Below are 23,294 nucleotides of genomic sequence, written 5' to 3'. Positions count from 1 at the left end.
GTTAGCGCCTGGTTCCCGACCAAAGCTGGGATCGGTAGGCCGCGCACCCTTCCTACCTTCATACCAACAGCCGAAACCCGAGCCCGGAGGAACGAAATCCCATGAACATCAAGACCGTCGCCCGTGCCGTCGCCGCCGCCTTCGCGGTCGCCGCCTTCGGCTACTACCTGCTGCACGGCCTCACCTACGACGGCCCCACCGAGTACGGCCAGGACATCCTGGCCTGGGTCGGCCCGCAGATGGCGCTGCCGATCATCGCCCTGACCATCACCCCGATCGTCTTCGCCTTCACCGGCGACGGCATCCTCTCCGCGCTCACCGGCACCAACTCGCACGCCTTCCGCGGCGCGCAGATCGGGCTCGGCACGGTCCGCGCCGTCCGGCACACCGGCGTCAGCCTGAACGACCAGCCGCAGCTGCGGATCGAGCTCAGCGTCGAGGGCGCCGACGGCAAGGTCTTCGGATCCGCCGCCAAGCTGGTGGTGCCGCTGCACCAGATGTCAACGCTCCGCCCCGGCGTGGTGCTGCCGGTTCGCTACCTGCCGCACCGCACCGACAAGGTGGAGATCGACCTCTCCGGGGACCAGCGCGCGGCGCAGCACGCCATGAACGAGGCCATGCTGCGCAAGGGTTTCACCACCCGCGGCAAACTCGACATCGCCGAGCGCGGCATCGCCGCCCAGGGCGTGGTGCAGACGCTCTCGGTCCCCGGCGAGATCCGCGACGGCCACACCAAGGTGGTGCTCGGGCTGGTGGTCACCCGCCCGGACGGCAGCACCTTCGCCGCCCGCACCGAGAAGTACGTGCCGCCGACCGCGGTCGGGCACGTGCAGGTCGGCCGCATCCTCCGAGTGCACTACCTGCCGCAGGACGAGAGCGAGGTGGTCATCGCCGTCCCGGTCGGCGCATGACCGGCACCGCCGCCGCAGCCCGCCCCCCACCGATCCCGGTGTCTCCCCGAGGCGCCGGGATCGTTCGCGTGCGGCGGATGCCCGCCGGTTGCCCGGCAAACTGAGGGTTACCTAATTGGGTGGCTGTTCACCTCGCCGTCGACTGTCCCTGGGGAACGTCGTCTACCGTGCGGCCGACAGCCCGACCCGTAGGAGCCGCAGTGAGCCCGAAACCCCTCACCCTCTTCACCACGCACGACGGCCAGTCCTCCCGGGCCCGCGTGACCTGCGAGTACAAATGCGCCAATGCCTGCTTCCACCCGGTCCCGAACACCTCGGACGGCGCCTACTTCGGCGATATCGTCAGCGCACTGAACCGGCGCGGCCTGCTCAAGGGCGGCGCGGCCGCGGTGCTCGCGGTCGGCGCCGCGAGCGCGCTCGCCGCCTGCGGTGACGGCGGCGGCTCCACCGACACCTCGCAGGCCGCCGCCGCGACCGACGGCACCGGCACCACCTTCAGCGCCGTCGCACCGAACACCAAGGACGCCGTCGTCGTCCCGGAGGGGTACGAGCAGGCCGTCGTGATCCGCTGGGGCGACCCGATCTTCGCCGACGCCCCCGCCTTCGACTTCGACCGGCAGACCGCGGCCGCGCAGGCCAAGCAGTTCGGCTACAACAACGACTTCGCCGCGCTGCTGCCGATCGAGGGGCAGCCCAATGCCTTCCTGCTCGTGGTGAACCACGAGTACACCACCGGCCCGCATATGTTCCGCGGCTACGACGAGAAGAACCCGACCGACGAGCAGATCGCCATCACCAAGGCCGCGCACGGCCTCGCCGTCGTCGAGGTCAGGGGGGAGAACGGCTCCGGCAGGCTGACTCCCGCCTTCGGCCGGTACAACCGCAGGATCACCGCCGACAGCGAGTTCCTGCTCACCGGTCCCGCGGCAGGCAGCGACCTGGTGAAGACCGCCGCCGACCCGGCGGGCACCAAGGTCCTCGGCACCTTCGCCAACTGCGCGGGCGGCACCACCCCGTGGGGCACCGTGCTCTCCGGCGAGGAGAACTTCCACGGCTACTTCGCCAACGCGCAGGCCGTCACCGAGCCCACCGCGGCGGCCAGGCTGAAGCGCTACGGCTTCGCCGATGGCCCGAGCACCAATGTCTGGGAGCGCACCGACAAGCGCTTCGACCTGGCCCAGGAGCCCAACGAGCCGAACCGCTTCGGCTACATCGTCGAGCTCGACCCGTGGGACCCCGCCTCGGTGCCGGTCAAGCACTCCGCCATGGGCAGGCTCAAGCACGAGGGCGCCAGCATCTACGTCACCGCTGACGGCTCCGTCGTCTCCTACACCGGCGACGACGAGCGCTTCGACTACATGTACAAGTTCGTCTCCACCAAGAAGGTGCAGTCCGGCACCGGCGCCGCCGCCATGCGGCACAACATGACCATCCTGGACGAGGGCACGCTCTACGTCGCCAAGCTCACCGGCGACCACGCCGCGCAGATCGACGGCTCCGGCAAGCTCCCCTCCGAGCAGGGCTTCACCGGCACCGGCGAGTGGATCCCGCTGCTGGAGAGCGGCCCCGACGGCAAGGGCACCTCCAAGGTCGACGGCATGTCCGCCGCCGAGGTCGCGGTCTTCACCCGGCTGGCCGCGGACAAGGTCGGCGCCACCAAGATGGACCGCCCGGAGGACTTCGAGGCCAACCCGGTCACCGGCAAGGTCTACGTCGCGCTGACCAACAACGACAACCGGGGCAAGGAGGGCAAGGCCGCCGCCGACGAGGCCAACCCGCGCAACCTGAACAAGAACGGCCAGGTCCTTGAGATCGACGACGACCACACCGGCACCCGCTTCAGCTGGTCGCTGCTGCTCGTCTGCGGCGACCCGAACGCCGCCGACACCTACTACGGCGGTTTCGACAAGACCAAGGTCAGCCCGATCTCCTGCCCGGACAACCTGGCCTTCGACCAGTACGGCAACCTCTGGATCTCCACCGACGGCAATGCGCTGAAGGCCAATGACGGCCTCTTCTCGGTCGTGCTCGACGGCGCGAACCGCGGCGAGACCAAGCAGTTCCTCACCGTGCCGAAGGGCGGCGAGACCTGCGGCCCGGTCATCACCGAGTCCCGCGTCCTGGTCTGCGTCCAGCACCCCGGCGAGGAGGACGACGCCTCCGCCGACAACCCCGTCTCGCACTGGCCCGACGGCGGCACCACCCAGCCGCGCCCCTCCGTCGTCGTCGCCTGGAAGGGCGGTCAGGGCCGGATCGGCGTCTGAGCCCGCGCACCCGGCCCCGGCGCGGGGCCGGGTGTCAGCCCAGCCAGTCCAGCACCGACGCCGCGGTCCAGGACTGCTGCATGCTGCCGAGCGGCTCCCCGGTGAACGGCTCGTAGTACTCCGCGAAGCTGCCGTCCCCGGCCTGCCGCAACCCCTCCGCACGCAGTGTGAGCGAGCGCTCGGCCCAGCCGCGGCGGGCGAAGACCCAGGAGAAGAGCCAGCTCATCACCGGCCAGACCGGGCCGCGCCAGTACTCGCGCGGCTTGAAGTCGCGCGCCACCGGCGAGGTCGACGGCGGCAGCGCGTAGCGCAGGTCGGGGTGGCCGCAGAAGCGCGGCCCCTCGAAGAGCTTGAGCAGCGCGCGCTCGGTGTCGCGCGGCAGCCCGCCGCAGAGCAGCGGCGCGAACATGGCCAGCGTCTCGGTGTCGATCCAGCGGCCGAGCCGGACGTCGAAGTCGCGGGCGGCGCCGCTGCGCGGGTCGGTGGTCGCCAGCACCCCGGCGCGGAAGTGCTCGGCCCAGCCGTGCAGCTCCCTGACGTCGGCGTGCGGCTGCTTGTACTCCTCGCCGATATCGGCGAGCACGTCGCAGGCGAGCGCGAAGATCGCGGTGACGAAGACGTCCTCCACCGCGAAGCTCATGGTCGAGGCGAGCTGGTAGTCGTCGTAGCCGGAGCGCCGCATCTGCTCGACCAGCCACAGGTAGCGGTCGTACTCCCGGTCCGACGGCCGCTGCGACGGGTCGCTCACCACCAGCACGTCCTCCCGGTGGTAGGCGGGGAGGTCGCCGGGGACGACATTGGCGTAGGCCCGGTCCCAGCGCGGCGAGTTGTCCATCCCGGATTCCCAGCCGTGGTAGAGCGTGATCCGGCCGGTGTGCTTGGGGTCGCGGGCACTGGCCAGCCAGCGGTGCCAGCGCACCAGGTCGCCCCAGCGCCGGTTCAGGAACTCGTCCGCGGCGGCCCTGGTGCTGCGGCCGTGCCTGCGCGAGTGGTCCAGGATGCGCTGCAGCGCGATGGCGTGCACCGGCGGCTGGGTGATGCCGGAGGTGTCCGGGCCGTCCGGGGCATTGGCCGCGAGTTTGCGGCACTCCCAGCGGGCCGGCCCCGGGAAGTAGCCGTCCACGCCGTTGGCGAAGACGATGTGCGGGATCATCCCGTTCTTCCACTGCGCGGAGAGCAGGGTGTCGAGTTCGATCACCGCCCGCTCGACGCTCAGCGGGGCGAGCCCGACCGCGACGAAGGCCGCGTCCCAGCTCCACATGTGCGGGTAGAGCCGGGGCGCCGCGCTGGTCATGGTGCCCAGGTCGTTGCCGCGCAGCAGGTAGGCGGCGCGGGCCGCGAGCTGGGTCGGCGTGAAACCGGGGTGCTGCATCTGTTCATTCTGCGGCGATCGGCGCGGTTCCGCCCGTTCAGTGCCGGGTGGTATGGGCCACGCGGGGGTACTTCATGCCGATCGGACGGTTTTCGGACCCGGCCGGGCACCCGAAGTCGGCCGCTACCGTGGGGGACCATGACCGCGAAACCCGTCGCCCTCGTCACCGGAGCCGCCCGCGGGCTCGGCGCCGCCATCGCCCGCGAACTCGCGCCGACGCACCGGCTGCTGCTCGGCGCGCGCAGCCTGCCCGCGCTCACCGACGTGCTCGCGGAGATCCCGGACGCCACCGGCTGGCCGGTCGAGCTCACCGACTACGCCGCCGTCGCCGCCGCGACCGCGCCCATCGAGCGGCTCGACGTCCTGGTGCACAACGCGGGCATCGCCGACATCGACACCGTCGCGGACTCCACCGTCGACCAGTGGCGCCGCACCCTCGAGGCCAACCTGATCGCCGTCGCCGAGCTCACCCGCCTGCTGCTCCCCGCCCTGCGCGCCGCCAACGGCCACGTGCTGCTCATCAACTCCGGCGCCGGGCTGCGCGCACACCCCGGCTGGGCCTCCTACGCCGCCAGCAAATTCGGCCTCCGCGCCTTCGGCGACGCCCTGCGCCAGGAGGAGCCGCGGCTCCGCGTCACCTCCATCCACCCCGGCCGGATCGACACCGACATGCAGCGCGAGATCATCGCGGGCGAGGGCCGCGCGTACGACCCGGCCGAATTCCTCACCCCCGCAACGGTGGCGCGCACCGTGCGCACCGCCATCGAGACCCCGCGCGACGCGCACCCCACCGAGATCGTCATCCGCCCGTACGGCAACTGAGAGGGTTTCATGTCCGTCGACGAAGAACTGGTCACCGTCAGCATCACCGCCGCCGACCCCGACTGGCTCGCAGGCTTCACCCGCCGCCTGCTCGCCGACCGCCTCGTCGCCTGCGGCAACCTGCAGCCCGCCGTCCGCAGCCTCTTCCGCTGGGCGGGCGCCATCGCCGACGAGCCCGAAGCGCTCGTCACCCTGCACACCCGCCGCGCGCACGTGCACGAGATCATCGTCCGCGCCGACGCCGAGCACCCCTACGACACCCCGCAGGTCGTCGCGGTGCCGGTGGCGGTGGTCCACCCCGGCTACCGCGACTGGGTGCTCGCCGAGACCGAGCCCGGCGTGGTGGAGTAGCCGCTACCGGACGATATTGACCAGCTTGCCCGGGACCACGATGAGCTTGCGCGGCGCCGCGCCGTCGAGCAGGGCGGCGATCTTCTCGTCGGCCAGCGCGGCGGCCTCGATGGCGGCACTGTCGGCGTCGGCGGGCACCCGGACCCGGCTGCGCACCTTGCCGTTCACCTGGATCGGGTACTCCACCGACTCCTCGACCAGCAGCGCCGGGTCGGCGACCGGGAACGGGCCGGTGGTCAGCGACTCGGCGTGGCCCAGCCGCTCCCACAGCTCCTCCGCGATGTGCGGGGACATGGGGGCGAGCATGAGCACCACCGGCTCGACCACCGAGCGCGGCGCCCCGTCCGGGTACGCCTTGGTCAGGTGGTTGGTCAGCTCGATGAGCTTGGCGCCCGCGGTGTTGTCGCGCATGGCGGCGTAGTCCTCGTCGACGCCCGCGATGGTGCGGTGCAGCACGCGCAGCGTCTCTGCGGACGGCTCGGCGTCGGTGACCCGGACAGCCCCGGACTCCTCGTCCACCACCAGCCGCCAGACCCGCTGCAGGAAGCGGTGCGCGCCGACGACGTCCTTGGTCGCCCACGGGCGCGAGGTGTCCAGCGGGCCCATGGCCATCTCGTAGAAGCGGAAGGTGTCGGCGCCGTACAGGTCGCACATCTCGTCCGGGGAGATGGCGTTCTTCAGCGACTTGCCGATCTTCCCGTATTCCTGGAAGACCCGCTGCTCCTGCCAGAAGAACTGGCCGTCGCGCTCGACCACCTCGGCCGCGGACACGTACGCGCCGCGCTCGTCGGTGTAGGCGTGCGCCTGGATGTAGCCCTGGTTGAACAGCTTCCGGTACGGCTCGCTGCCGGTGACGTCGCCCAGGTCGAAGAGGACCTTCTGCCAGAACCGCGCGTACAGCAGGTGCAGCACCGCGTGCTCGACACCGCCCACGTACAGGTCGACGCCGCCCGGGTCGGCCGCGCCGCGCGGGCCGAGCCAGTACGCCTCGTTCTCCGGCGCGCAGAACGCCTCGGTATTGGTCGGGTCGGCGTAGCGCAGCTGGTACCAGGAGCTGCCCGCCCAGTTCGGCATGACATTGGTGTCGCGGCGGTACTTGCGCACGCCGTCGCCCAGGTCCAGCTCGACCTCGACCCAGTCGGTGGCCTTGGCCAGCGGCGGCGAGGGCTCGGAGCTCGCGTCGTCCGGGTCGAAGGTGACCGGCGCGAAGTCCTCCAGCTCGGGCAGCCGCACCGGCAGCATGGACTCCGGCAGCGGGTGCGGCGCGCCGTCCTCGTCGTAGACGATCGGGAAGGGCTCGCCCCAGTACCGCTGCCGCGCGAAGAGCCAGTCGCGCAGCTTGTACTGGACGGTCCCGGTCCCCGCGCCGACCGTCTCCAGTCGGGCGATCACGGTGGCCTTGGCCTCCTCGACCTCCATGCCGTCCAGGAAGCCGGAGTTGACCAGCTTCCCTTCGCCGGTGTGCGCCGCGGCGGTGACGTCGCCGCCCGCGATCACCTCGGCGATCGGCAGGTCGAGCGCGGTCGCGAAGTCCCAGTCGCGCTGGTCGTGGCCGGGTACCGCCATGATGGCGCCGGTGCCGTACCCGCTCAGTACGTAGTCGGCGACGAAGATCGGCACCGCCGCGTCGTTCACCGGGTTGATGGCGTAGGTGCCGAGGAAGACGCCGGTCTTCTCCTTGTTCTCCTGCCGCTCCAGATCCGACTTGGCGGCGATCGCGGCGCGGTAGGCGGCGATGGCTTCGCGCGGGTTCGCGGCGCCGCCGTTGGTCCAGCGCTCGTGCGTGTCGGCGGGCCACTGCTCGGCGGTCAGCGCGTCGACCAGCTCGTGCTCCGGGGCCAGCACCACGTAGGTGGCGCCGAACAGGGTGTCCGGGCGGGTGGTGAAGACCTCGATGAACCCGGCCTCGGTGCCGAACTTCACCTGCGCGCCACGGGACCGGCCGATCCAGTTGCGCTGCATGGTCTTCACGTTCTCCGGCCAGTCCAGGCCGTCCAGGTCGTCGACCAGGCGGTCGGAGTAGGCGGTGATCCGCATCATCCACTGCCACAGCCGCTTCCGGAACACCGGGAAGTTGCCGCGCTCGCTGCGCCCGTCGGCGGTGACCTCCTCGTTGGAGAGCACGGTGCCGAGGCCGGGGCACCAGTTCACCATCGAATCGGTCTGGTAGACCAGGCGATACGAGTCGATCACGGCATTGCGCTCGGCCTGGGGCAGCTCGGCCCACGGCCTGCCGTCCGGAGTCGGGCGGGCACCGTCGGCGAACTGTGCGACCAGGTCGGCGATCGGTCGCGCCCGGTTCGCCTCCGGGTCGTACCAGGCGTTGTAGATGCGCAGGAAGATCCACTGCGTCCAGCGGTAGTACTCCGGGTCGGTGGTGGCGAACGACCGCCGCCGGTCGTGGCCGAGGCCCAGCCGGTCCAGCTGGCGCTGCATGATCGCGATATTGGACTCGGTGGTCACCCGCGGATGCGTGCCGGTCTGCACCGCGAACTGCTCGGCGGGCAGGCCGAAGGCGTCGTAGCCGAGCGCGTGCAGCACATTGCGGCCGCGCATGCGGTGGTAGCGGGCGAAGACGTCGGTGGCGATGTAGCCGAGCGGGTGCCCGACGTGCAGCCCGGCGCCGGACGGGTACGGGAACATGTCCTGCACGAACAGCTTGTCGGCCGGGGTCTCGCCCGCGAGCGGGCCGACCGGGTTCGGCGCGTGGAAGGTCCCGCGCTCGGTCCAGGCCTGCTGCCAGCGGCGCTCGATGCGCCCCGCGAGCTCGGCGCTGTACCGATGCTGCGGGCCGTCCTTCTCGGTGCCACCGCTCTCGGTCGCCCGCGTGTCCTCCACCGCTCAGCCTTCCTTCGTGTTCGTTCCGGAGCCCGGTTATCAGGGTAGAACGTGGGCCCGCTCAGCTCGAACGAGATCTCGGCCGGTCTGGCGTTATCGGATCTGCGCTGGTAGCGGGCGTCACACCGGACGATGCCCGCGCGGGTGCGCAGGGCCCGTGCGATAACCTACCCGGGTGTTCGTCGTCGCTCTCCTCCTGTTCGCCGCGGCCGCCGTCGCCGTCGCGACCGGCCTGCTCGGCCTGACCGGACGGCTGCCGCGCAACCGCTTCGTCGGCGTGCACAGCGAGGCCGCGCTCACCGACGAGTCCATCTTCCGCGTCGCCAACCGCATCGCCGCCCCCACCTCCGTCGCCGCGGGCTTCCTGCTCTTCGCCGGCGGTCTGGTCGCGCTCGCCGCGGGCGGTGTCGTCGCGCTCGTCGTCGCCGCCGTGGTCGGGGTCATCGCGGTCTTCACCCTCGGCGCCGGCGCCACTGCCGCCGAGCGGGCCATCGAGCCCCTGGTCCCCGCCCAGACCGGTGGCTGCGGCAGCGCCTGCGGCTCCTGCTCCCTCCGCTCCACCTGCGAGCCCGCCTGAGGGGCTCTGCAGCTACTCCGGGCTCTGCGGCTCGAGCTATCGGCCTCTCGGCCGACCAGGGTGCCTCCCGGATCTCCCGCCTCCGTGAACATCTCCGGTCGTGAACCGGCGGGGGCCGAACCCCGGATATCCGCACCGTGCGGTGTGCGTCCGCCCTAGCCGGTGTCGTCAATCCAGCGGCTCGATGTGCCGGGACAGCGGGGCGCCGGGTGGGTTGCGGTAGAGGACCCAGATGGTGACCGGTCCCGGACCGGAGTTGCGGGCCACGTGCAGGTGGCGGGGGCCGCTGGGCTCGCGGAAGAGGCGGGGGCGGGGGTAGCGGATGGGGGTGAGGCGGGCGTCGGGGTGGTCGAGGGTGCCGCGGGTGACGAGGACGAGCAGGGTGCCGTCGTGGTAGTGCCAGCCGCTGCTCCCGCCGGGGTCGATGACGGTCTGGCGCAGGACGAACTCGCGGCGGCCCAGGGTGAAGCGGAACCATTCGCGGCTGGCGGTGCCGTGCGCGGGCGCAGGGTTGGGGCGCAGCCGGGGGAAATTCGCCATGGGTTCATGGAACCATCTGGCGCGCGACCCGACCGCCCTCGATAATCAGGCGAAACGCGGCGAATCGTGAGGTGGAGATGAGCGTGCTCGACACGGCGGCGGACACCTGGGGGATCTCCGGGCCGGACTTTCTCGCGCTGTACTTCCCGGTCGCGGTGGCCGCGGTGCTCGCGGCGATCTGGCTGCGCCGCGGGGTCGTGCGGCGGGACGACGTGAAGCCGCGGCTGGAGAAGCCGGGGTCCGAACTCAGCGCGCCCGAGCTCGGCCTGCTGATCGACGACAACCGGCCGATCCTGGCGGCGCTCGCGCTGCTGCGGGCCGAGGACCTGATCGGATCGGACGGCACGCCCGCGCGGCCGATCACCGCGGCCGACCGGAGCAAGGTGGATCCCTTCACCGGAGCGGTGTACGACCGGATCGCGGAGGGCACGCCGGTCAAGGTCGCGGTGCTGGGGGGCAGTGGCGCCGGAGCTGAAGCTGCTGCGTGCCGGGCTGGTCGAGCGCGGCTACCTGCCGCAGCCCGCGTTCCGGCGGGAGCTGCGGGACGCGGCCATGCCGATCCTGATCGTCGGGCTGCTCGGGGTGGTGCGGTTCATCGCCGGGATCGCGAACGGGAACGGAGTCGGGTTCCTCTTCATCCTGCTGGTCTTGCTCGGTTTGGCCGCATTCCTGATCACCCGGGTCCCGCGGGTGACCGCGCTCGGCCGGGCCGCGACCACGCACGCCGTGATCGCCAACGGGTACCTGCGGCCGCAGAACGCGCCCTCCTACGAGACCTACGGTCTGCACACCGCCGCGCTCGGTGCGGCGCTGTTCGGCGGCGCGGCGCTGCTCACCTTCGATGCCGGGCTGGCGAGCGCGGCCGAGCCGCCGTCGTCGTCGGGGTGGGACAGCGGTGGTGGCGGCGGCGACAGCGGCAGCAGTGGCAGCAGCTGCGGCGGCGGAGGGTGCGGCGGTGGCGGCGGCTGCGGCGGATAGTGGGCCGGAAGCTCGGCGTGCGCCGGCGCGGGGCAGGGCGATGACGGCCCTGCTTCCGGTGCGGGCGCTCGGGCTCGGGTGGCGACCGGAGATCTGCGGGGTCGTCGCCGGTCTGCCCGGGCTCGGGTTCTGCGAGGTGATCGCGGAGACGGTGGCGCACGGGGTGCCGGACGAACTCGCCGCACTGCGCGATCGTGGCATTCCGGTGGTGCCGCACGGCGTCTCGCTCTCGCTCGGCGGCGCCGATCCGGTCCTGCCGGAGCGGGTGGCGCACCTGGCACAGAGCGCGCGAGAGCTGAACGCGCCGCTGGTCAGCGAGCACGTCGCATTCGTCAGGGCGGGCGGGCTCGAGGCGGGGCACCTGCTCCCGGTGCCGCGCACGCGGGCGGCGCTCGACGCGCTCACGGCGAATATCGCGCGCACCACGGCCGAGCTGCCGGTCCCGCTCGCGGTGGAGAACATCACCAGCCACTTCGACTGGCCGGAGGACGAATTCAACGAGGCCGAGTTCTTGGCCGAACTTGTCGAGCGCACCGGCGTGTACCTGCTGCTCGATATCGCCAATGTGTACGCCAACGCCCGCAACCGGGGCCGCGACCTGCACGCCGAGCTGCGCAGGCTGCCCACCGAGCGGATCGCCTACTGCCACATCGCAGGCGGTCACGAGGTGGACGGGCGCTACCACGACACGCACACCGCAGCGGTGCCGACGGCCGTGCTGGAGCTGGTCGGCGAGTTCGCGGCGGACCGCGACGTCCCGCTCATGCTGGAGCGGGACGGCAACTACCCGCCCGCGGCGGAACTGCGCGCCGAGTTGGACGCCATCGCCGATGCCGCCGGGCGGGAACGGATCACCACAACAACTCGGGAAGCAGTCCGTGATCGACGGGCCGCGACCGCACCCGGCACCGGGGTCCGGCGGTGACGCGAGACGCCGCGACCCCGGCTCCGCCCGACAACGGGTCCGCCGCTGAACCGAGCGCAACCCCCGACCTCGCCACCCGCCAGGCCGAGCTCGTCCGCGCCCTGGTAGCCGACGGCCCGCCACCATCCGGTTTCGATCGGGACGACCTCACCCCGACCGCCACCGCTCTGCTCCGCAAACGCGCAGGCCTGGTAGCCAAGCGCTACCCCCTACTCGCCCAGCAGATCGGCCCCGACTTCCCGGACAGGTTCACCGCATGGGCCCGCGGCCGCCCGCCCACCTCGGTGGAGGACGACGCTGCGGCCTTCGCTAAAGCGCACGGCCTCGCCCGACAACCGAAACGCCGCTGGTTCCGCCGCTGACCATTTCACCCGCGCGGGACAACCTTCACCGCGGAACCCGCATGGCCCGCAACACCGCCCGCCCCGCCTCCGGATCCCCGACCGCGATCCGCGCACTCCCATCGGGATAACACCGCCCCTTGATTCCCCGCCGCCGCAGCGCATTCGAAGCCCCCGGCCCAGGCAGGTAGAGGAAATTGGCGTGACTCTCCGGCACCTCGATCCCCATCGAGTACAGCCCAGCCCGCAACAGATCCCGCTCCTCGGTGATCCGCCGAACCCGAACCCGCAGCTCCTCGGTAGCGGCATACGAAGCGGCGACCGCAGCCCCCGCCGCCGCCCCGAGCCCGAACGGAAGCTGCTGAGTCCGCACCCGCCGCGCCAACTCGATATCACCCACGGCGTACCCGATCCGCAACCCGGCCAGCCCGTACGCCTTCGAAAACGTGCGCAGGACCAGCAGATTCCGATACCGCCCGATCAGGTAACCCAGATCAGGCCGGTCGGCCCGATCCAGGAACTCCATGTACGCCTCGTCGAGCAGCACCGTCACTCGTGACGGAACCCGGGCCAGCAACCCCTCCAACGCGGCAAGCGGCAGCACGGTACCGGTGGGGTTGTGCGGCCGACACACCACCAGCAACCGGGTATGCCGGTCGATCGCCCGACGCAGCGCCCTGACATCCTGCTGCCCGTCGGCCTCGAGCGGCACCGCGACCGCCCGCACCCCGGCCATCTCGGCCATGATCGGGTACCCGTCGAAGGTCGGCGCCGCGAACACCATGCTCCGCCCCGGCGCCACCACCGCCCGCAGCACCTGCATGGCGACCCCGGTGGCCCCCGACCCGACCGCCACCTGATCGGGATGCACCCGCAACTCCCGGGCGATCAGCGCGGGCAACTTCTCCGGCAGGAACTCCGGATACCGGTTGGCCGCGGCCAACTCCCGCTGCACCGCCGCCAGCACCGACGGCAACGGCGGAAACGGATTCTCGCTCAGACTCAGGTCGAAGCGGCGCAACCCACCGGAGGTGCCGTCGCGCGGCGTCGTATCACCGGGGTGGATCCGAACGCTCACCGCGCCGCCCCCCAGCGCACGGCCGCCGCGGCCGCGAAATCCCCCGCGTGCGCGAAGGCGGAGAGCAGCACCGTCGACCCGTTGCGCAACCTGCCCGCCCGGTTCTCCTGGTCGAGCGTCACCGGAATACCCGCGGCGAACAGGTTGCCGCAGCGATCGAAGGTGTCCGGGTGCCGCTCGGCCGGGAGCTCCAGCGCATCGTGCCAGTTCCGCAGGAAGAGCCGGTTCGGCTGGTTGGTGACCAGCGTGTCGACCTCGCTGCTCTTGCTCCCGATCCGGTCGCAGACGGCGAACGCCACCTCCGGCACCAGCCGATTCCCGCGCGCCAGCACCGCCGCCACCTTGGAGTCGGAGAACCGCACGCAGGCCTGCCCGTCCCCCGGCTCCCAGTAGCGCCGCTCGCTGCCGGTGGAGAACGCCATGTCACCGGCGTACTCCGGGTAGGTCCGGCACTCCGTGTCCAGGATCGGCGCGGTGTCGTCCCGGATCAGCAGCCCGACCCCGCAGCCGTCGCCGGGCACCGGCGCCTGCGGCATCCCGCGGATCTCGGATTGCGTGAAGACCGGCCCCGCGCAGTTCTGCGCCGCCGCGATGAGCGCGGTCCGACCGCCGCTCGCCCGCAGCAGATTCGCGGCCAGCGCCATCATGTGGATGAAGGCCGCGCAGCCCCCGTTGTGCACGTCGAGCACGTGCTCCGGGCGCGCGCCCAGCCTGCGCGCCACCTCGGGGCCGGAGCCGAGCACCGGGTTGTCCGGCAGCTGCACGTGGGTGAGCAGCACGTCGACAGTGCTGATCAGGTCGCGCCCGTGTCGCTCGATGAGCGGGGCGGTGGCGCGCTCGATCATGTCCACCGCGGTCTCGCCCGGCGCGATGTGGTGCCGGGCGGCGGGCGCGCGGAACATGACGTTGCGCGCCTGCCGCTCCGACCGCGAATACCGCGTGAAGTACTCCGTGCCGACCGGCTCGCCGGGCAGGTAGGAGGCGACGTCGACCAGGCTGACGGTGCTCATCGCATCCACTCCGGGGTCAGCGGGAGGCCGTTGGCGGCCCGGTATTCGCAGATGGCCTTGAGGTTGTCCAGCTCCAGCTGGTGGCCGGGGCCGAAGAGCGGCCAGAAGTCGCCGACCCAACCCTCGCGGTCCCGCGGGCCCTTCTCCGGGAACGGGTTCTGCTCGTAGAAGGGGTGGTGACAGTTGGTCCAGAGCACGACCGAGCCGGGCCGGTTGAAGACGACCTGCGCGTCGACGACCCGCATGAGGTAGATCATCCACAGGTGTTCGCCCTGGTCCCAGGCGCAGTGGTAGTCGACGGTCATGCTGTCCGGGTGGGCGACGGTGCGGGCGTAGATCTCGGTGTCCTCGGCCAGCTTGTCCCACGCCTGCCAGAGCCCCGGCTCGTCGGTCTCGACGAAGCCGCGCAGGCTGTAGGTCCACTCGGCCAGCGACTGGGTGTGCGCGAGGTACTCGTAGACCTCGCGCGGTGGGGCGTCGATCACGATGTGCACCGGGCAGAAGGTGCCGAACACCTCGTCGTGCGGGTACACCGAGCGCAATCGGTCGAGGATCACGGGTAGCGTCGCGTCCCGGTCCGAGTTCTCGACGCGCAGGACGCCGGGGACGACGGGGACGGGGATATCGCTGAGAGCGGTCACGGGGTACTCCTGGAGGGGTTGGACAGGAAGGGCAGGAACGGGGGAATCTCGTCGGGGTCGCAGGTCACCGCGATGAACGAGGGGCCGGGGGTGTCGAATGCCGCGGATAGCGCGGCGCTCAGGTCGTCGGCTGTGCGCACCGACCGGGCGGGCAGGCCGGGGAACATGGCGGCCATGCCCGCGCCGAGGTCGGCCGGGCGGAAGCGGTTGAAGCTGTAGCGGTCGCCGTAGTAGAGCTGCTCGCGGGTCAGGCACATGCCGTGCGCGCTGTTGTCGAAGACGACCACGGTGAGCGGCAGGTCGAGCTGGATGGCGGTGTGCAGCTCCATGCCGTGCATGTAGAAGGCGCCGTCGCCCGCGATCACCACGGTGCGCCTGCCGCGGGCCAGGCACGCGCCGATCGCGGCGCCGAAGGCGTAGCCCATGCCGCCCATGCCGAGCGCGACCACGAAGCGGCCGCCCTCCGGCACCCGCAGGTGGTGGACGACCGCGGCGCCGGTATTGCCCGCGTCGGCGAAGACGTCGCTGCCCGGCGGGAGCGCGGCGGTGATGGCGTCGACCACGGTGCGGTAGCGGAGACCGGGTCCGGTGGACTCTGGAACCGGGAGCCGGGTCAGGGCGCCTTCGCGCGGAGCGGCCGACTCGCGCGCGAGTATCGCGGTCCCGGCGCGGTGGCCAGGCTTCGGCTCGTTCGCGCAGGAAGCTTGCGTACGGCCCGTGGTCTGCCCGTTCCCGTCCGGGTGGTTCGGCACGCGCACCCCGCTTCCGGACTGCGCTGCGCGAAGAGCCGCGGTACACGATCCCGGCTCCAGCGCGTCCGCGAGGACGGTGAGGGTGTGCCGCAGATCCGAGCTGTGCGCGTGTAGGGCCCGCGGGTGCGGCTCGCTGTGCCCGATCGACAGCACCGACACCCCGGACAGGTCGAGCCCGGTCCGCGCAGGCCCCGGCAGTGTGCTACCGACCAGCAGACACACCCTCGCCGCCGCGAGCGCGGCCCCGAGCTCCGGGTGCCCCATGGTCCCCGCGACCCCGCGGAACCCGGGCGCACCCTGGTCATAGACGTCCTTGGCGTCCGGCGCCACCCCGACCGCGGCGCCGAGCAACCCGACCAGCCGCGCCAGCTCACCCCTGGCATCGTCCATCCCGACCTGCGCCCCGGCCAGCACCAGCACCTCGCCCGCCGCCGCGAGCAACGACCGCACCTCGGCCAGCCGGGCTACGTCGTGCCGGGGCACCGCGGCGGGCGGCACCCACTCCGGCAGCGTGATCAACTCCTGCTGAACATCTTTGGGCAGCAACAGCGCCGCAGGCAGCCCACGCCGCAACGCGAGCGCGGCGGCATCCAGGTGCCCCGGCAACTCGGCCCCACCGCGCACCCGAGCGCAGTACCCGGTGATCGTCCCGAACAGACTCTCCGCGTCGATGGTCCCCGCCAACCCGCTAGTGTCCTGGAACGCGCCGTTCCCCTCACCAGCGCGCGGCGGCTGACCGATCAACGCCAGCACCGGAACCCGCGAGGTGAACGACTCCGCAAGTCCGGGAACAAGATTCATCGCCCCACCACCGGAGGTCGCGGCTACGACACCGATCCCGGCCGAGGCCCGCGCATACCCGTCGGCCATGGTGGCAGCCGAGAACTCGTGTTTGGCGACAACCGCACGCACCGCACCCCCGGACGCGAAAACAGCGTCGTAGACGTCCTCGATATTGGCCCCACCCACCCCGAAGAGCTGCCGCGCACCGAGCGCGGCCACAGCGCGGACCAGATGATCGGCCACTCGATCGGGCACGGATACCACCTCCTTCGGGGGCCGAACGGCAAGCCCACCTACGTCATCGCGGTGGCCCGTGCCGACGTTCACACGGCCCGTCGGGAGAAGACACGGAACCCGCCGGCCGCCGGTTCACCCGGCCGCCGACATTGAGGCTTGCGCTCTACATATACATCTACGTATAGTCGTCTCATGCCCAACAAGACGATCTACGTAGCCGACTCCGACCTCCCCCTCTTCCAACGGGCACAGGAACTCGTCGGCGGCAACCTCTCCGGCGCCGTCACCACGGCCCTCCGCCGGTTCATCGAACTGGAAGAGGGCAGGCTGGAAGGTTTCGAGGAGATCGTGCTCCGGGTCGGGCACAACGGCGCCAGGCAGGTCCGGTTCTCCGGTGTCCTGCTCGGCGAGCTGAACGACATGGACGACCAGCGGGCACTGCACGCCCGGGTATTCCGCAGCCGCAAGGGCAAATTCGTCGCCCACACCCGCATCAGCGAGTGGGACGAGTACCCCACCGAGACCGGCTCGCTGCGGGACTGGAAGAGCTGGCGCCGCATGCTCGGCATCGGCGAACTCGACTGGGGCGATTTCCGCATGGAGATCGTCGACGACTGCCCCGAATTGAAGGGCAAGATCCCGGAAAAGCTCTACGAACGCGTGGCGGATATCGCCGGTCACCCCCAGGTGGAGGACCTCGACATCTAACCCTCGACGCACCCTTCCAGCACCGAATCCCCGCCCCGGGGGCGGTGTAGCTAAAACATGCATACATTCGTACTCGTTGATGAAAGGGAACGCCATGACACCGGCGATCACCGTGCGCAACCTGCGCAAGTCCTACGGCGAGCAGACCGTGCTCGACGGCATCGACCTCACCGTCCCGCAGGGCACGGTCTTCTCCCTGCTCGGCCCGAACGGCGCGGGCAAGACCACGACGGTCCAGATCCTCAGCACCCTCATCGACGCCGAGGACGGCACCGTCCAGGTAGCGGGCCACGACGTCGCGACCGAACGCACCGCGGTGCGCGGCGCCATCGGCGTCACCGGCCAGTTCTCCGCCGTCGACGAACTCCTCACCGGCCGCGAGAACCTCCTGCTCATGGCCGACCTGCACCACCTGCCCCGAGCCGAGGGCAAACGCCTCGCCGACGAACTCCTCGCCCGCTTCGACCTGGTGGAGGCGGGCGCCCGCACCGCAGCCACCTACTCCGGCGGCATGACCCGCCGCCTCGACCTGGCCATGACGCTGGTCGGCGCCCCGCGCATCATCTTCCTGGACGAGCCGACCACCGGCCTCGACCCCCGCAGCCGCCGCTCCATGTGGCAGATCATCCGCTCCCTGGTCGACGACGACGGCGTCACCGTCTTCCTCACCACCCAGTACCTCGAGGAGGCGGACGAACTCGCCGACCGCATCGCCGTCCTCGACAAGGGCCGCATCGTCGCCGAGGGCACCGCCGCCGAGCTCAAGCGCCTGGTCCCCGGCGGCCACATCCGCCTCCGCTTCACCGACGCCGCCGCGCTGGACCGCGCCACCGCCGTCCTCGACACCGCGCAGATCCTCGGGGAGGAGTTCACCCTCGCCGTCCCCAGCGACGGCAGCGTCGCCGCCCTCCGCGCCGTACTCGACCGCCTCGACCTGCACGACCTCGAACCCGCAGGTCTCGCCGTGCACACCCCCAACCTGGACGACGTGTTCCTCTCCCTCACCGGGCACGCCGCCGACTCGAAGGAGACCGTCCGATGACCGCCACCCTCTCCCGCCCGCAGCCCGCGCCGCTCGCTGACACGCTCACCATGCTGCGCCGGAACCTGCTGCACGCCAGGCGGTATCCGAGCATGGTCTTCGGCGTCATCGTGATGCCGGTGATCCTCATGCTGGTCTTCAACTACGTCTTCGGTGGCGCGCTCCAGCTCTCCTCCGGCGGCAAGTACATCGACTACCTGGCGCCGGGCATGCTGCTCATGATCCCGGCGTACATGACGGTGTCGGTCTGCGTCGCGGTCTGCACCGACACGACCAAGGGCATCGTGAACCGCTTCCGCACCATGGCCATCGCGCAACCCGCCGTGCTCGCCGGCCACGTGCTCGGCACGCTCATCCAGTCGGTCCTCGGGCTGACCGGCATGACGCTGGTCGCGCTGCTCATCGGCTGGCGGCCGAACGCCTCGGTGCTGGAGTGGGTGGCCGCGGCCGGCCTGCTCGGCCTGCTGGTCTTCTCCCTGACCTGGGTGGCCGTCGCCTGCGGGCTCCTGGCCGCCAACCCGGAGAGCGCCAGCAACATGCTCTTCCCGGTGGTCCTGCTGCCCTTCCTCGGCAGTGGGCTGGTGGCGACCGAGACCATGCCGGTCGGGATGCGGCAGTTCGCGGAGTACCAGCCCTTCACGCCGATCACCGAGACGGTGCGCGGGCTGCTCATGGGCACCGAGATCGGCAACTCCTGGATCATCGCCCTGGCCTGGTGCCTCGGGATCGGAATCGCCGGATTCCTCTGGTCCAGCTCGATCTTCGCCCGCCGCGGGCGCTGATCTTCGGTTGACGTCTACGTCCAGCCGGCGGAGCCATTCCGCTGGCTGGACGTTTCTCATCTGATCGACTCCACGCGATCGTCAGGATCGATCGAGGAGATCGCACGCTCCATATCGGTCAGCGTGCCCTCGTCCAGAACCTCACCCCGCAGGTTCCGCAGCTCGAATCCCCAGGGCGGGGACTTCCGATTGCGAACCGCCAGCCCCCGCGCCGCGGCCCGCGCTCGCGCGGCCTGCAATCGGGCGTCATGCATGCTCTCGCTCATTGCCCCAGCACACCACCGAGGCCCTATCTGCGGAATCCCCAACGGGGAACCCGGTGGAAGGTAGCTTGTTGGCGCAGAACAGAAACCGATCCATCGGGTATGGGAACCCAGTACGGATTCAAGGGGTGGCAGTGGGGGACAGCGGTTCGACATTGGCGGGTCGGCGGCTCGCCGCGCATCTGCGCGACGCGAGGCAGGCCGTGAAGCTGACGATCGCACAAGCAGCGGTCGCGGCCGACATCAGTACATCGGTACTACAGCGCCTCGAAACGGCCGATAGGACCAGGTTGAAGGCGCGCGACCTGGAAGCGCTCTGCCAGATCTATGAGATGCCGGATGAGCAGATCAAAGCAATGATCGGACTGCTGCTGAAGGCGGGCGAGAAGAGCTGGTGGCACGCCTACGGCGACGTGATCCCAGCGAACTTCGACGTCTACATCGGCCTGGAAGCCGACGCATACCGAATCGCGGTCTACCAGCCGTCGATCGTGCCCGGCCTACTGCAAACTCCGGAGTACGCGCTCACGCTGGTCGAGAACGCCTTCCCCGAACGGTCGGACGAGGAGCACAAGCGGCTGCTCGCGTTCCGGATGGAACGGCAGGTACGAATCACCCGACGGCACAAGCCGATCGACCTGCTGGTGATCCTGAACGAGACGGTGCTCCGCTGCAAGGTCGGGGACGATGCCGTGATGGCCGCGCAGCTCCGACACCTCGCGGAGGTCGGGAAGCGACCGAATGTCTCGGTCTGCGTGCTCCCCTTCGCCGCAGGTATCCCAGTGGGCAATCCGATCGGCCACTACGCGATGTTGGAATTCGAAGACCCGACCTCACCACCGGTTATCCACGTGGAGTCGTTCACCGGAAGCATGTACCTCGAGAAGCCGACCGAAGTGTCCCAGTACGTGGAGGTCACGCGGCGATTGCAACGACATACGCTGGGAGAAGACGTGAGCAGGAGCCTGCTTCGGAAGATGGTCAAGGAGTTCGAGCGGTGAGTGCACCCCGATGGTTCAAGTCGAGTTACAGCGGTGATCAGGGCGATTGCGTGGAGGTTGCGTACCAGCCGGGTGGGAAGCTGAGTGTCCGTGACTCCAAGAATCCGGATGTCGCTGTCGTGACGTTCCCGAAGGCATCCTGGGCAGTCTTTGTGGCCGGCATTTCGGCTGGCGAGTTCGAGGCATAGCCCGCCGCCCGGTGAGCTTGCCTACGTTCTGGATCGGCCAACGGTAGATAGCGCCCGAGCCACGCAACTTGCACCATGCGTTTATCAAACGGTCGATTTACCGACGCGCGGCATCCGCTTAGCCTAGGGAGTGTCGATCGGTCGAACGACGGTGCGGGGGCGAGGTTTCGGCTACCTTGTGCGGGTTCACCGTCCGGCGTTTCCGTGCCGGGGTCGTTGTGGGAGATGGGGTGGTCCGGGTGGGTCCGGAGGTCATGGCGGCGGCGATGGCCGCGGCATCGGCGGTATCGGCCGGGCTGGCAGCGGGGGTGAGCGAGACCGCGAAACTCGCCGTGGGCGACGCCTACCGGCAGGTGAAGGAGCTGCTGGGGCGCCGGTACGCGAGCGTGGACGTGGAAGTCGTGGAAGCCCGCCCGCAGGTACCGGCCCGCCAGGTGGTGCTGGCCGGGGAACTCGAAGCCACCGGCGCGAGCGCTGACAGCGAGCTCGCCGCCGCGGTGCAGGTATTGCTGGATGTGATCGCCCAGCACTCCCCGAAGGCCGCCGAGGTAGTGGGGGTGCGGCTGGAGCGGGTGGAGGCCGGCCGGGTCGAGGTCCGCGGTATCCGCGCTGCCGGTGGCAGCGGCGTCATCGCCCGGGATGTGAAGGCCGCGGGGGATTTCTCGGTGACCGATGTGCAGGTGAGCTCGGAGCCGCCGCACCCTCGCTGAGCGCGGCGGCACCCCAGCCCGCGCCCGCCGCGCGCACAACGGTCTCGATCAACAATGCCGCAGTCGGCGGCGATCTCGGGGTCAACACCCGAGTGGTGACTCTGCCGGCGGAGGCTTTCCGGCCGATCGCCGAGGTCGACGCCCCGCCGGGGATCGACAACCTGGAGCCGTGGCCGGACGGCTTCGTCGGCCGCGAAGCCGAACTCGACCGCCTCGATGCCGCGGTCAGCGGTGGCGGGCCGGTGGTGGTGGCCGCGGTGCACGGCCTCGGCGGGGTCGGCAAGTCCAGCCTGGCCGCTCACTGGGCCGGCACCCGCGAGCACGGGTGCGCACCGATCATCTGGATCCGCGCCGACTCCCCCACCGCGGTCGAGCAGGGCCTGGCCGCGTTCGCGACCCGGCTGCAGCCCGCCCTGGCCGAAGCTTTGCCGGTCGAGGAGCTCGCCGAGCGCGGTCTGCAGTGGCTGGCCACTCACACCGGGTGGCTGCTGATCCTCGACAATGTCGAGCACCCCGCCGACATCGCCCCGGTCCGGGCGCGCGCACGCGGCGGGCGGGTGCTGATCACGGGCCGGTTGGCGGTGCCGTGGCAGGCCGGAGCGACCGTGATCTGCCTCGACGTTCTCACTGCGGAGGAGGCCGAGCACCTGCTGACCGGGCTCGCCACCGCGACCGGGCCGCGTGATCTGGACGGGGCGCCCGAGCTGTGCGCCGCGCTGGGGTACCTGCCGCTGGCCATCGAGCAAGCCGGCGCTTACCTGGCCCATCAGCGGCTCACCACCCCGGCCGTCTACCTGCGCCTGCTCACCGAGAACCTCGACCGGGCCGCCGCCGGCGCCGACCCGCATCGAACGATTGCCCGGATCTGGCGGGTGACCCTGGACCGGACCGCTGAGATCGAACCCGCCGCGGTGGAGTTGCTGCGGACCATGGCGTGGTACGCCCCCGACGCCATTCCGCTGTCGCTGTGCCGAGGCGAGGCCGGCGCCAACCCGGCCGGTATCGACGCCGCGCTCGGGGCGTTGGCGGCCTACAGCATGATCACCCTCGACCCGAGCGCGCACACGGTATCGATTCACCGGCTCGTGCAAGCAGTCTCCCGCAGCCCCGACCCCACCGATCCACACCGCAGCGCCGAGGCGATCGAGCACGCCCATACCAGCGCCTGTCTCCACCTGGATGCGAGCCTGCCCGACCACACAGACCCGGGCACCTGGCCGCGCTGGCGGACCCTGCTCCCCCACATCGAAGCCCTCACCAACCACACCCCCTCCGGCGCAACCCACGACACCACCGTCCGCATCGCATCGATCCGCGCCCGCGCCGGACTGTTCCTGTCTGGCCAAGGCCTGCACACCAACGCCCTCGATCACCTCCGCAAGGCCCTCTCCGACCGGGAGCGGGTCCTCGGTACCGACCACCCCGCTACTCTGTCCTCCCGCAACAACCTCGCCTACGCCTACGACTCGGCAGGCCGCCTCGCCGAGGCGATCCCGCTCTACGAGACCACCCTCTCCGACCGAGAGCGGGTTCTTGGCACCGGCCACCCCGACACCCTGACCTCCCGCAACAACCTCGCCTACGCCTACAACGCGGCGGGCCGGACCGCCGAGGCGATCCCGCTCTACGAGACCAACCTCTCCGACCGGGAGCGGGTCCTCGGTACCGGCCACCCCGACACCCTGTGCTCCCGCAACAACCTCGCCACCGCCTACAACGCGGCGGGCCGCCTCGCCGAGGCGATTCCGCTCTACGAGCAGACTCTCACCGAGCAGGAGCGGGTCCTCGGCACCGACCACCCCAGCACCCTGACCTCCCGCAACAACCTCGCCTACGCCTACAGGTCGGCGGGCCGGACCGCCGAGGCGATTCCGCTCTACGAGCAGACTCTCACGGAGCAGGAGCGGGTCCTTGGTACCGACCACCCCAGCACCCTGACCTCCCGCAACAACCTCGCCGCCGCCTATAGGTCGGCGGGGCGGGTCGGCGAGGCGATTCCGCTCTACGAGCAGACTCTCACCGACCGGGAGCGGGTCCTCGGCGCCGACCACCCCAGCACCCTGACCTCCCGCAACAACCTCGCCGCCGCCTACAACGCGGCGGGCCGCCTCGCCGAGGCGATTCCGCTCTACGAGCAGACTCTCACCGAGCAGGAGCGGGTCCTCGGCGCCGACCACCCC

At 70.8% G+C, this 23,294-nt stretch carries 24 protein-coding genes; 15 read left to right on the top strand and 9 right to left on the bottom strand.

The window, feature by feature from the left end; all coding sequences use genetic code 11:
* Positions 1–107: 107 nt before the first annotated feature.
* Both ACFUUZ_RS24480 and ACFUUZ_RS24475 read left to right on the top strand, forming a co-directional pair.
* On the top strand, positions 108–911 hold the full coding sequence (locus ACFUUZ_RS24480) for a hypothetical protein (protein ID WP_378700053.1): 804 nt from the start codon (positions 108–110) through the stop codon (positions 909–911).
* A 200-nt stretch (positions 912–1,111) separates the two neighbouring features.
* Complete coding sequence (locus ACFUUZ_RS24475) at positions 1,112–3,175, top strand: PhoX family protein (RefSeq protein ID WP_378700004.1); 2,064 nt, start codon at positions 1,112–1,114, stop codon at positions 3,173–3,175.
* Positions 3,176–3,209: 34 nt separating this feature from the next.
* Here ACFUUZ_RS24475 and ACFUUZ_RS24470 read toward each other — a convergent pair whose 3' ends face one another.
* Positions 3,210–4,547, bottom strand: a complete 1,338-nt coding sequence (locus ACFUUZ_RS24470) for a glycogen debranching protein (protein ID WP_378700002.1) — start codon at positions 4,545–4,547, stop codon at positions 3,210–3,212.
* Positions 4,548–4,685: 138 nt separating this feature from the next.
* On the opposite strand from ACFUUZ_RS24470, the gene ACFUUZ_RS24465 reads away from it, so the two are divergent.
* Both ACFUUZ_RS24465 and cutA read left to right on the top strand, forming a co-directional pair.
* Positions 4,686–5,369 carry an SDR family oxidoreductase gene (locus ACFUUZ_RS24465; RefSeq protein WP_378700000.1) on the top strand — a complete coding sequence of 228 codons (684 nt, stop codon included), beginning with the start codon at positions 4,686–4,688 and terminating at the stop codon, positions 5,367–5,369.
* 9 nt (positions 5,370–5,378) lie between these two features.
* Positions 5,379–5,720 (top strand): divalent-cation tolerance protein CutA, encoded by a 342-nt coding sequence (cutA, locus tag ACFUUZ_RS24460; protein ID WP_378699997.1) that lies wholly within the window; start codon positions 5,379–5,381, stop codon positions 5,718–5,720.
* 3 nt (positions 5,721–5,723) lie between these two features.
* Here cutA and leuS read toward each other — a convergent pair whose 3' ends face one another.
* Positions 5,724–8,558, bottom strand: a complete 2,835-nt coding sequence (leuS, locus tag ACFUUZ_RS24455; RefSeq protein ID WP_378699995.1) for a leucine--tRNA ligase — start codon at positions 8,556–8,558, stop codon at positions 5,724–5,726.
* Positions 8,559–8,733: 175 nt separating this feature from the next.
* Between leuS and ACFUUZ_RS24450 the strand changes: the two genes are divergently transcribed.
* Entirely contained in the window at positions 8,734–9,135 is a 402-nt protein-coding gene (locus ACFUUZ_RS24450) for an SdpI family protein (protein ID WP_378699993.1), read from the top strand.
* A gap of 168 nt (positions 9,136–9,303) precedes the next feature.
* Here ACFUUZ_RS24450 and ACFUUZ_RS24445 read toward each other — a convergent pair whose 3' ends face one another.
* Positions 9,304–9,675, bottom strand: coding sequence for a cupin domain-containing protein (locus ACFUUZ_RS24445; RefSeq protein WP_378699991.1), 372 nt, complete (start codon positions 9,673–9,675; stop codon positions 9,304–9,306).
* Positions 9,676–9,679: 4 nt separating this feature from the next.
* Positions 9,680–10,114 carry a hypothetical protein gene (locus tag ACFUUZ_RS24440; protein WP_378699989.1) on the bottom strand — a complete coding sequence of 145 codons (435 nt, stop codon included), beginning with the start codon at positions 10,112–10,114 and terminating at the stop codon, positions 9,680–9,682.
* Between the two features lie 20 nt (positions 10,115–10,134).
* Here ACFUUZ_RS24440 and ACFUUZ_RS24435 point away from each other — a divergent pair, with 20 nt between their 5' ends.
* The 3 genes from ACFUUZ_RS24435 to ACFUUZ_RS24425 are packed head-to-tail and all read left to right on the top strand — an operon-like array spanning position 10,135 to position 11,940.
* Complete coding sequence (locus ACFUUZ_RS24435; RefSeq protein WP_378699987.1) at positions 10,135–10,653, top strand: TIGR04222 domain-containing membrane protein; 519 nt, start codon at positions 10,135–10,137, stop codon at positions 10,651–10,653.
* Between the two features lie 40 nt (positions 10,654–10,693).
* The gene (locus ACFUUZ_RS24430) at positions 10,694–11,578 is read left to right on the top strand and encodes a DUF692 domain-containing protein (protein WP_378699985.1); all 885 of its coding nucleotides are present in this window, start codon (positions 10,694–10,696) and stop codon (positions 11,576–11,578) included.
* Entirely contained in the window at positions 11,575–11,940 is a 366-nt protein-coding gene (locus tag ACFUUZ_RS24425) for a hypothetical protein (RefSeq protein ID WP_378699983.1), read from the top strand. The genes ACFUUZ_RS24430 and ACFUUZ_RS24425 overlap by 4 nt, the downstream gene beginning before the upstream one ends.
* 25 nt (positions 11,941–11,965) lie before the next feature.
* Here ACFUUZ_RS24425 and ACFUUZ_RS24420 read toward each other — a convergent pair whose 3' ends face one another.
* The 4 genes from ACFUUZ_RS24420 to ACFUUZ_RS24405 are packed head-to-tail and all read right to left on the bottom strand — an operon-like array spanning position 11,966 to position 16,438.
* Positions 11,966–12,985, bottom strand: a complete 1,020-nt coding sequence (locus ACFUUZ_RS24420; RefSeq protein WP_378700051.1) for a pyridoxal phosphate-dependent aminotransferase — start codon at positions 12,983–12,985, stop codon at positions 11,966–11,968.
* A gap of 8 nt (positions 12,986–12,993) precedes the next feature.
* The gene (locus ACFUUZ_RS24415) at positions 12,994–14,007 is read right to left on the bottom strand and encodes a 3-oxoacyl-ACP synthase III family protein (RefSeq protein ID WP_378699981.1); all 1,014 of its coding nucleotides are present in this window, start codon (positions 14,005–14,007) and stop codon (positions 12,994–12,996) included.
* Positions 14,004–14,648, bottom strand: coding sequence for an SRPBCC family protein (locus ACFUUZ_RS24410; RefSeq protein WP_378699980.1), 645 nt, complete (start codon positions 14,646–14,648; stop codon positions 14,004–14,006). The genes ACFUUZ_RS24415 and ACFUUZ_RS24410 overlap by 4 nt, the downstream gene beginning before the upstream one ends.
* Positions 14,645–16,438: a thiamine pyrophosphate-binding protein gene (locus tag ACFUUZ_RS24405; protein ID WP_378699978.1), complete on the bottom strand. Its 1,794-nt coding sequence runs from the start codon at positions 16,436–16,438 to the stop codon at positions 14,645–14,647. The genes ACFUUZ_RS24410 and ACFUUZ_RS24405 overlap by 4 nt, the downstream gene beginning before the upstream one ends.
* Positions 16,439–16,612: 174 nt before the next feature.
* Between ACFUUZ_RS24405 and ACFUUZ_RS24400 the strand changes: the two genes are divergently transcribed.
* The 3 genes from ACFUUZ_RS24400 (at position 16,613) to ACFUUZ_RS24390 (ending at position 18,952) form a co-directional block, all read left to right on the top strand.
* On the top strand, positions 16,613–17,128 hold the full coding sequence (locus ACFUUZ_RS24400) for an EXLDI protein (protein WP_378699976.1): 516 nt from the start codon (positions 16,613–16,615) through the stop codon (positions 17,126–17,128).
* A gap of 94 nt (positions 17,129–17,222) precedes the next feature.
* On the top strand, positions 17,223–18,170 hold the full coding sequence (locus ACFUUZ_RS24395) for an ATP-binding cassette domain-containing protein (protein WP_378699974.1): 948 nt from the start codon (positions 17,223–17,225) through the stop codon (positions 18,168–18,170).
* The gene (locus ACFUUZ_RS24390) at positions 18,167–18,952 is read left to right on the top strand and encodes an ABC transporter permease (protein ID WP_378699973.1); all 786 of its coding nucleotides are present in this window, start codon (positions 18,167–18,169) and stop codon (positions 18,950–18,952) included. The genes ACFUUZ_RS24395 and ACFUUZ_RS24390 overlap by 4 nt, the downstream gene beginning before the upstream one ends.
* A 56-nt stretch (positions 18,953–19,008) precedes the next feature.
* Here ACFUUZ_RS24390 and ACFUUZ_RS24385 read toward each other — a convergent pair whose 3' ends face one another.
* On the bottom strand, positions 19,009–19,218 hold the full coding sequence (locus tag ACFUUZ_RS24385) for a hypothetical protein (protein ID WP_378699972.1): 210 nt from the start codon (positions 19,216–19,218) through the stop codon (positions 19,009–19,011).
* 125 nt (positions 19,219–19,343) lie between these two features.
* On the opposite strand from ACFUUZ_RS24385, the gene ACFUUZ_RS24380 reads away from it, so the two are divergent.
* The 4 genes from ACFUUZ_RS24380 to ACFUUZ_RS24365 all read left to right on the top strand — a co-directional run.
* Positions 19,344–20,216: a helix-turn-helix domain-containing protein gene (locus ACFUUZ_RS24380; protein ID WP_378699971.1), complete on the top strand. Its 873-nt coding sequence runs from the start codon at positions 19,344–19,346 to the stop codon at positions 20,214–20,216.
* Positions 20,213–20,404: a DUF397 domain-containing protein gene (locus ACFUUZ_RS24375; RefSeq protein WP_378699970.1), complete on the top strand. Its 192-nt coding sequence runs from the start codon at positions 20,213–20,215 to the stop codon at positions 20,402–20,404. The genes ACFUUZ_RS24380 and ACFUUZ_RS24375 overlap by 4 nt, the downstream gene beginning before the upstream one ends.
* A gap of 239 nt (positions 20,405–20,643) precedes the next feature.
* Positions 20,644–21,114, top strand: a complete 471-nt coding sequence (locus ACFUUZ_RS24370; RefSeq protein ID WP_378699968.1) for a hypothetical protein — start codon at positions 20,644–20,646, stop codon at positions 21,112–21,114.
* A gap of 95 nt (positions 21,115–21,209) precedes the next feature.
* Positions 21,210–23,294: tetratricopeptide repeat protein (locus ACFUUZ_RS24365; RefSeq protein WP_378699966.1), on the top strand; the 2,085-nt coding region annotated here is incomplete at its 3' end.

Source organism: Nocardia sp. NPDC057353 (assembly GCF_042667085.1).
GTDB lineage: Bacteria > Actinomycetota > Actinomycetes > Mycobacteriales > Mycobacteriaceae > Nocardia.
Note: the sequence above shows the minus strand (reverse complement) of the source record. Positions and strands in the feature narration are given on the sequence as shown.

Coding starts and splice junctions, on each gene's coding strand:
- ACFUUZ_RS24470 (WP_378700002.1), bottom strand. CDS start 4,547: ATGCAGCACCCCGGTTTCACGCCGACCCAGCTCGCGGCCCGCGCCGCC.
- ACFUUZ_RS24465 (WP_378700000.1), top strand. CDS start 4,686: ATGACCGCGAAACCCGTCGCCCTCGTCACCGGAGCCGCCCGCGGGCTC.
- cutA (WP_378699997.1), top strand. CDS start 5,379: ATGTCCGTCGACGAAGAACTGGTCACCGTCAGCATCACCGCCGCCGAC.
- ACFUUZ_RS24445 (WP_378699991.1), bottom strand. CDS start 9,675: ATGGCGAATTTCCCCCGGCTGCGCCCCAACCCTGCGCCCGCGCACGGC.
- ACFUUZ_RS24430 (WP_378699985.1), top strand. CDS start 10,694: ATGACGGCCCTGCTTCCGGTGCGGGCGCTCGGGCTCGGGTGGCGACCG.
- ACFUUZ_RS24415 (WP_378699981.1), bottom strand. CDS start 14,007: ATGAGCACCGTCAGCCTGGTCGACGTCGCCTCCTACCTGCCCGGCGAG.
- ACFUUZ_RS24400 (WP_378699976.1), top strand. CDS start 16,613: ATGCCCAACAAGACGATCTACGTAGCCGACTCCGACCTCCCCCTCTTC.
- ACFUUZ_RS24395 (WP_378699974.1), top strand. CDS start 17,223: ATGACACCGGCGATCACCGTGCGCAACCTGCGCAAGTCCTACGGCGAG.
- ACFUUZ_RS24390 (WP_378699973.1), top strand. CDS start 18,167: ATGACCGCCACCCTCTCCCGCCCGCAGCCCGCGCCGCTCGCTGACACG.
- ACFUUZ_RS24385 (WP_378699972.1), bottom strand. CDS start 19,218: ATGAGCGAGAGCATGCATGACGCCCGATTGCAGGCCGCGCGAGCGCGG.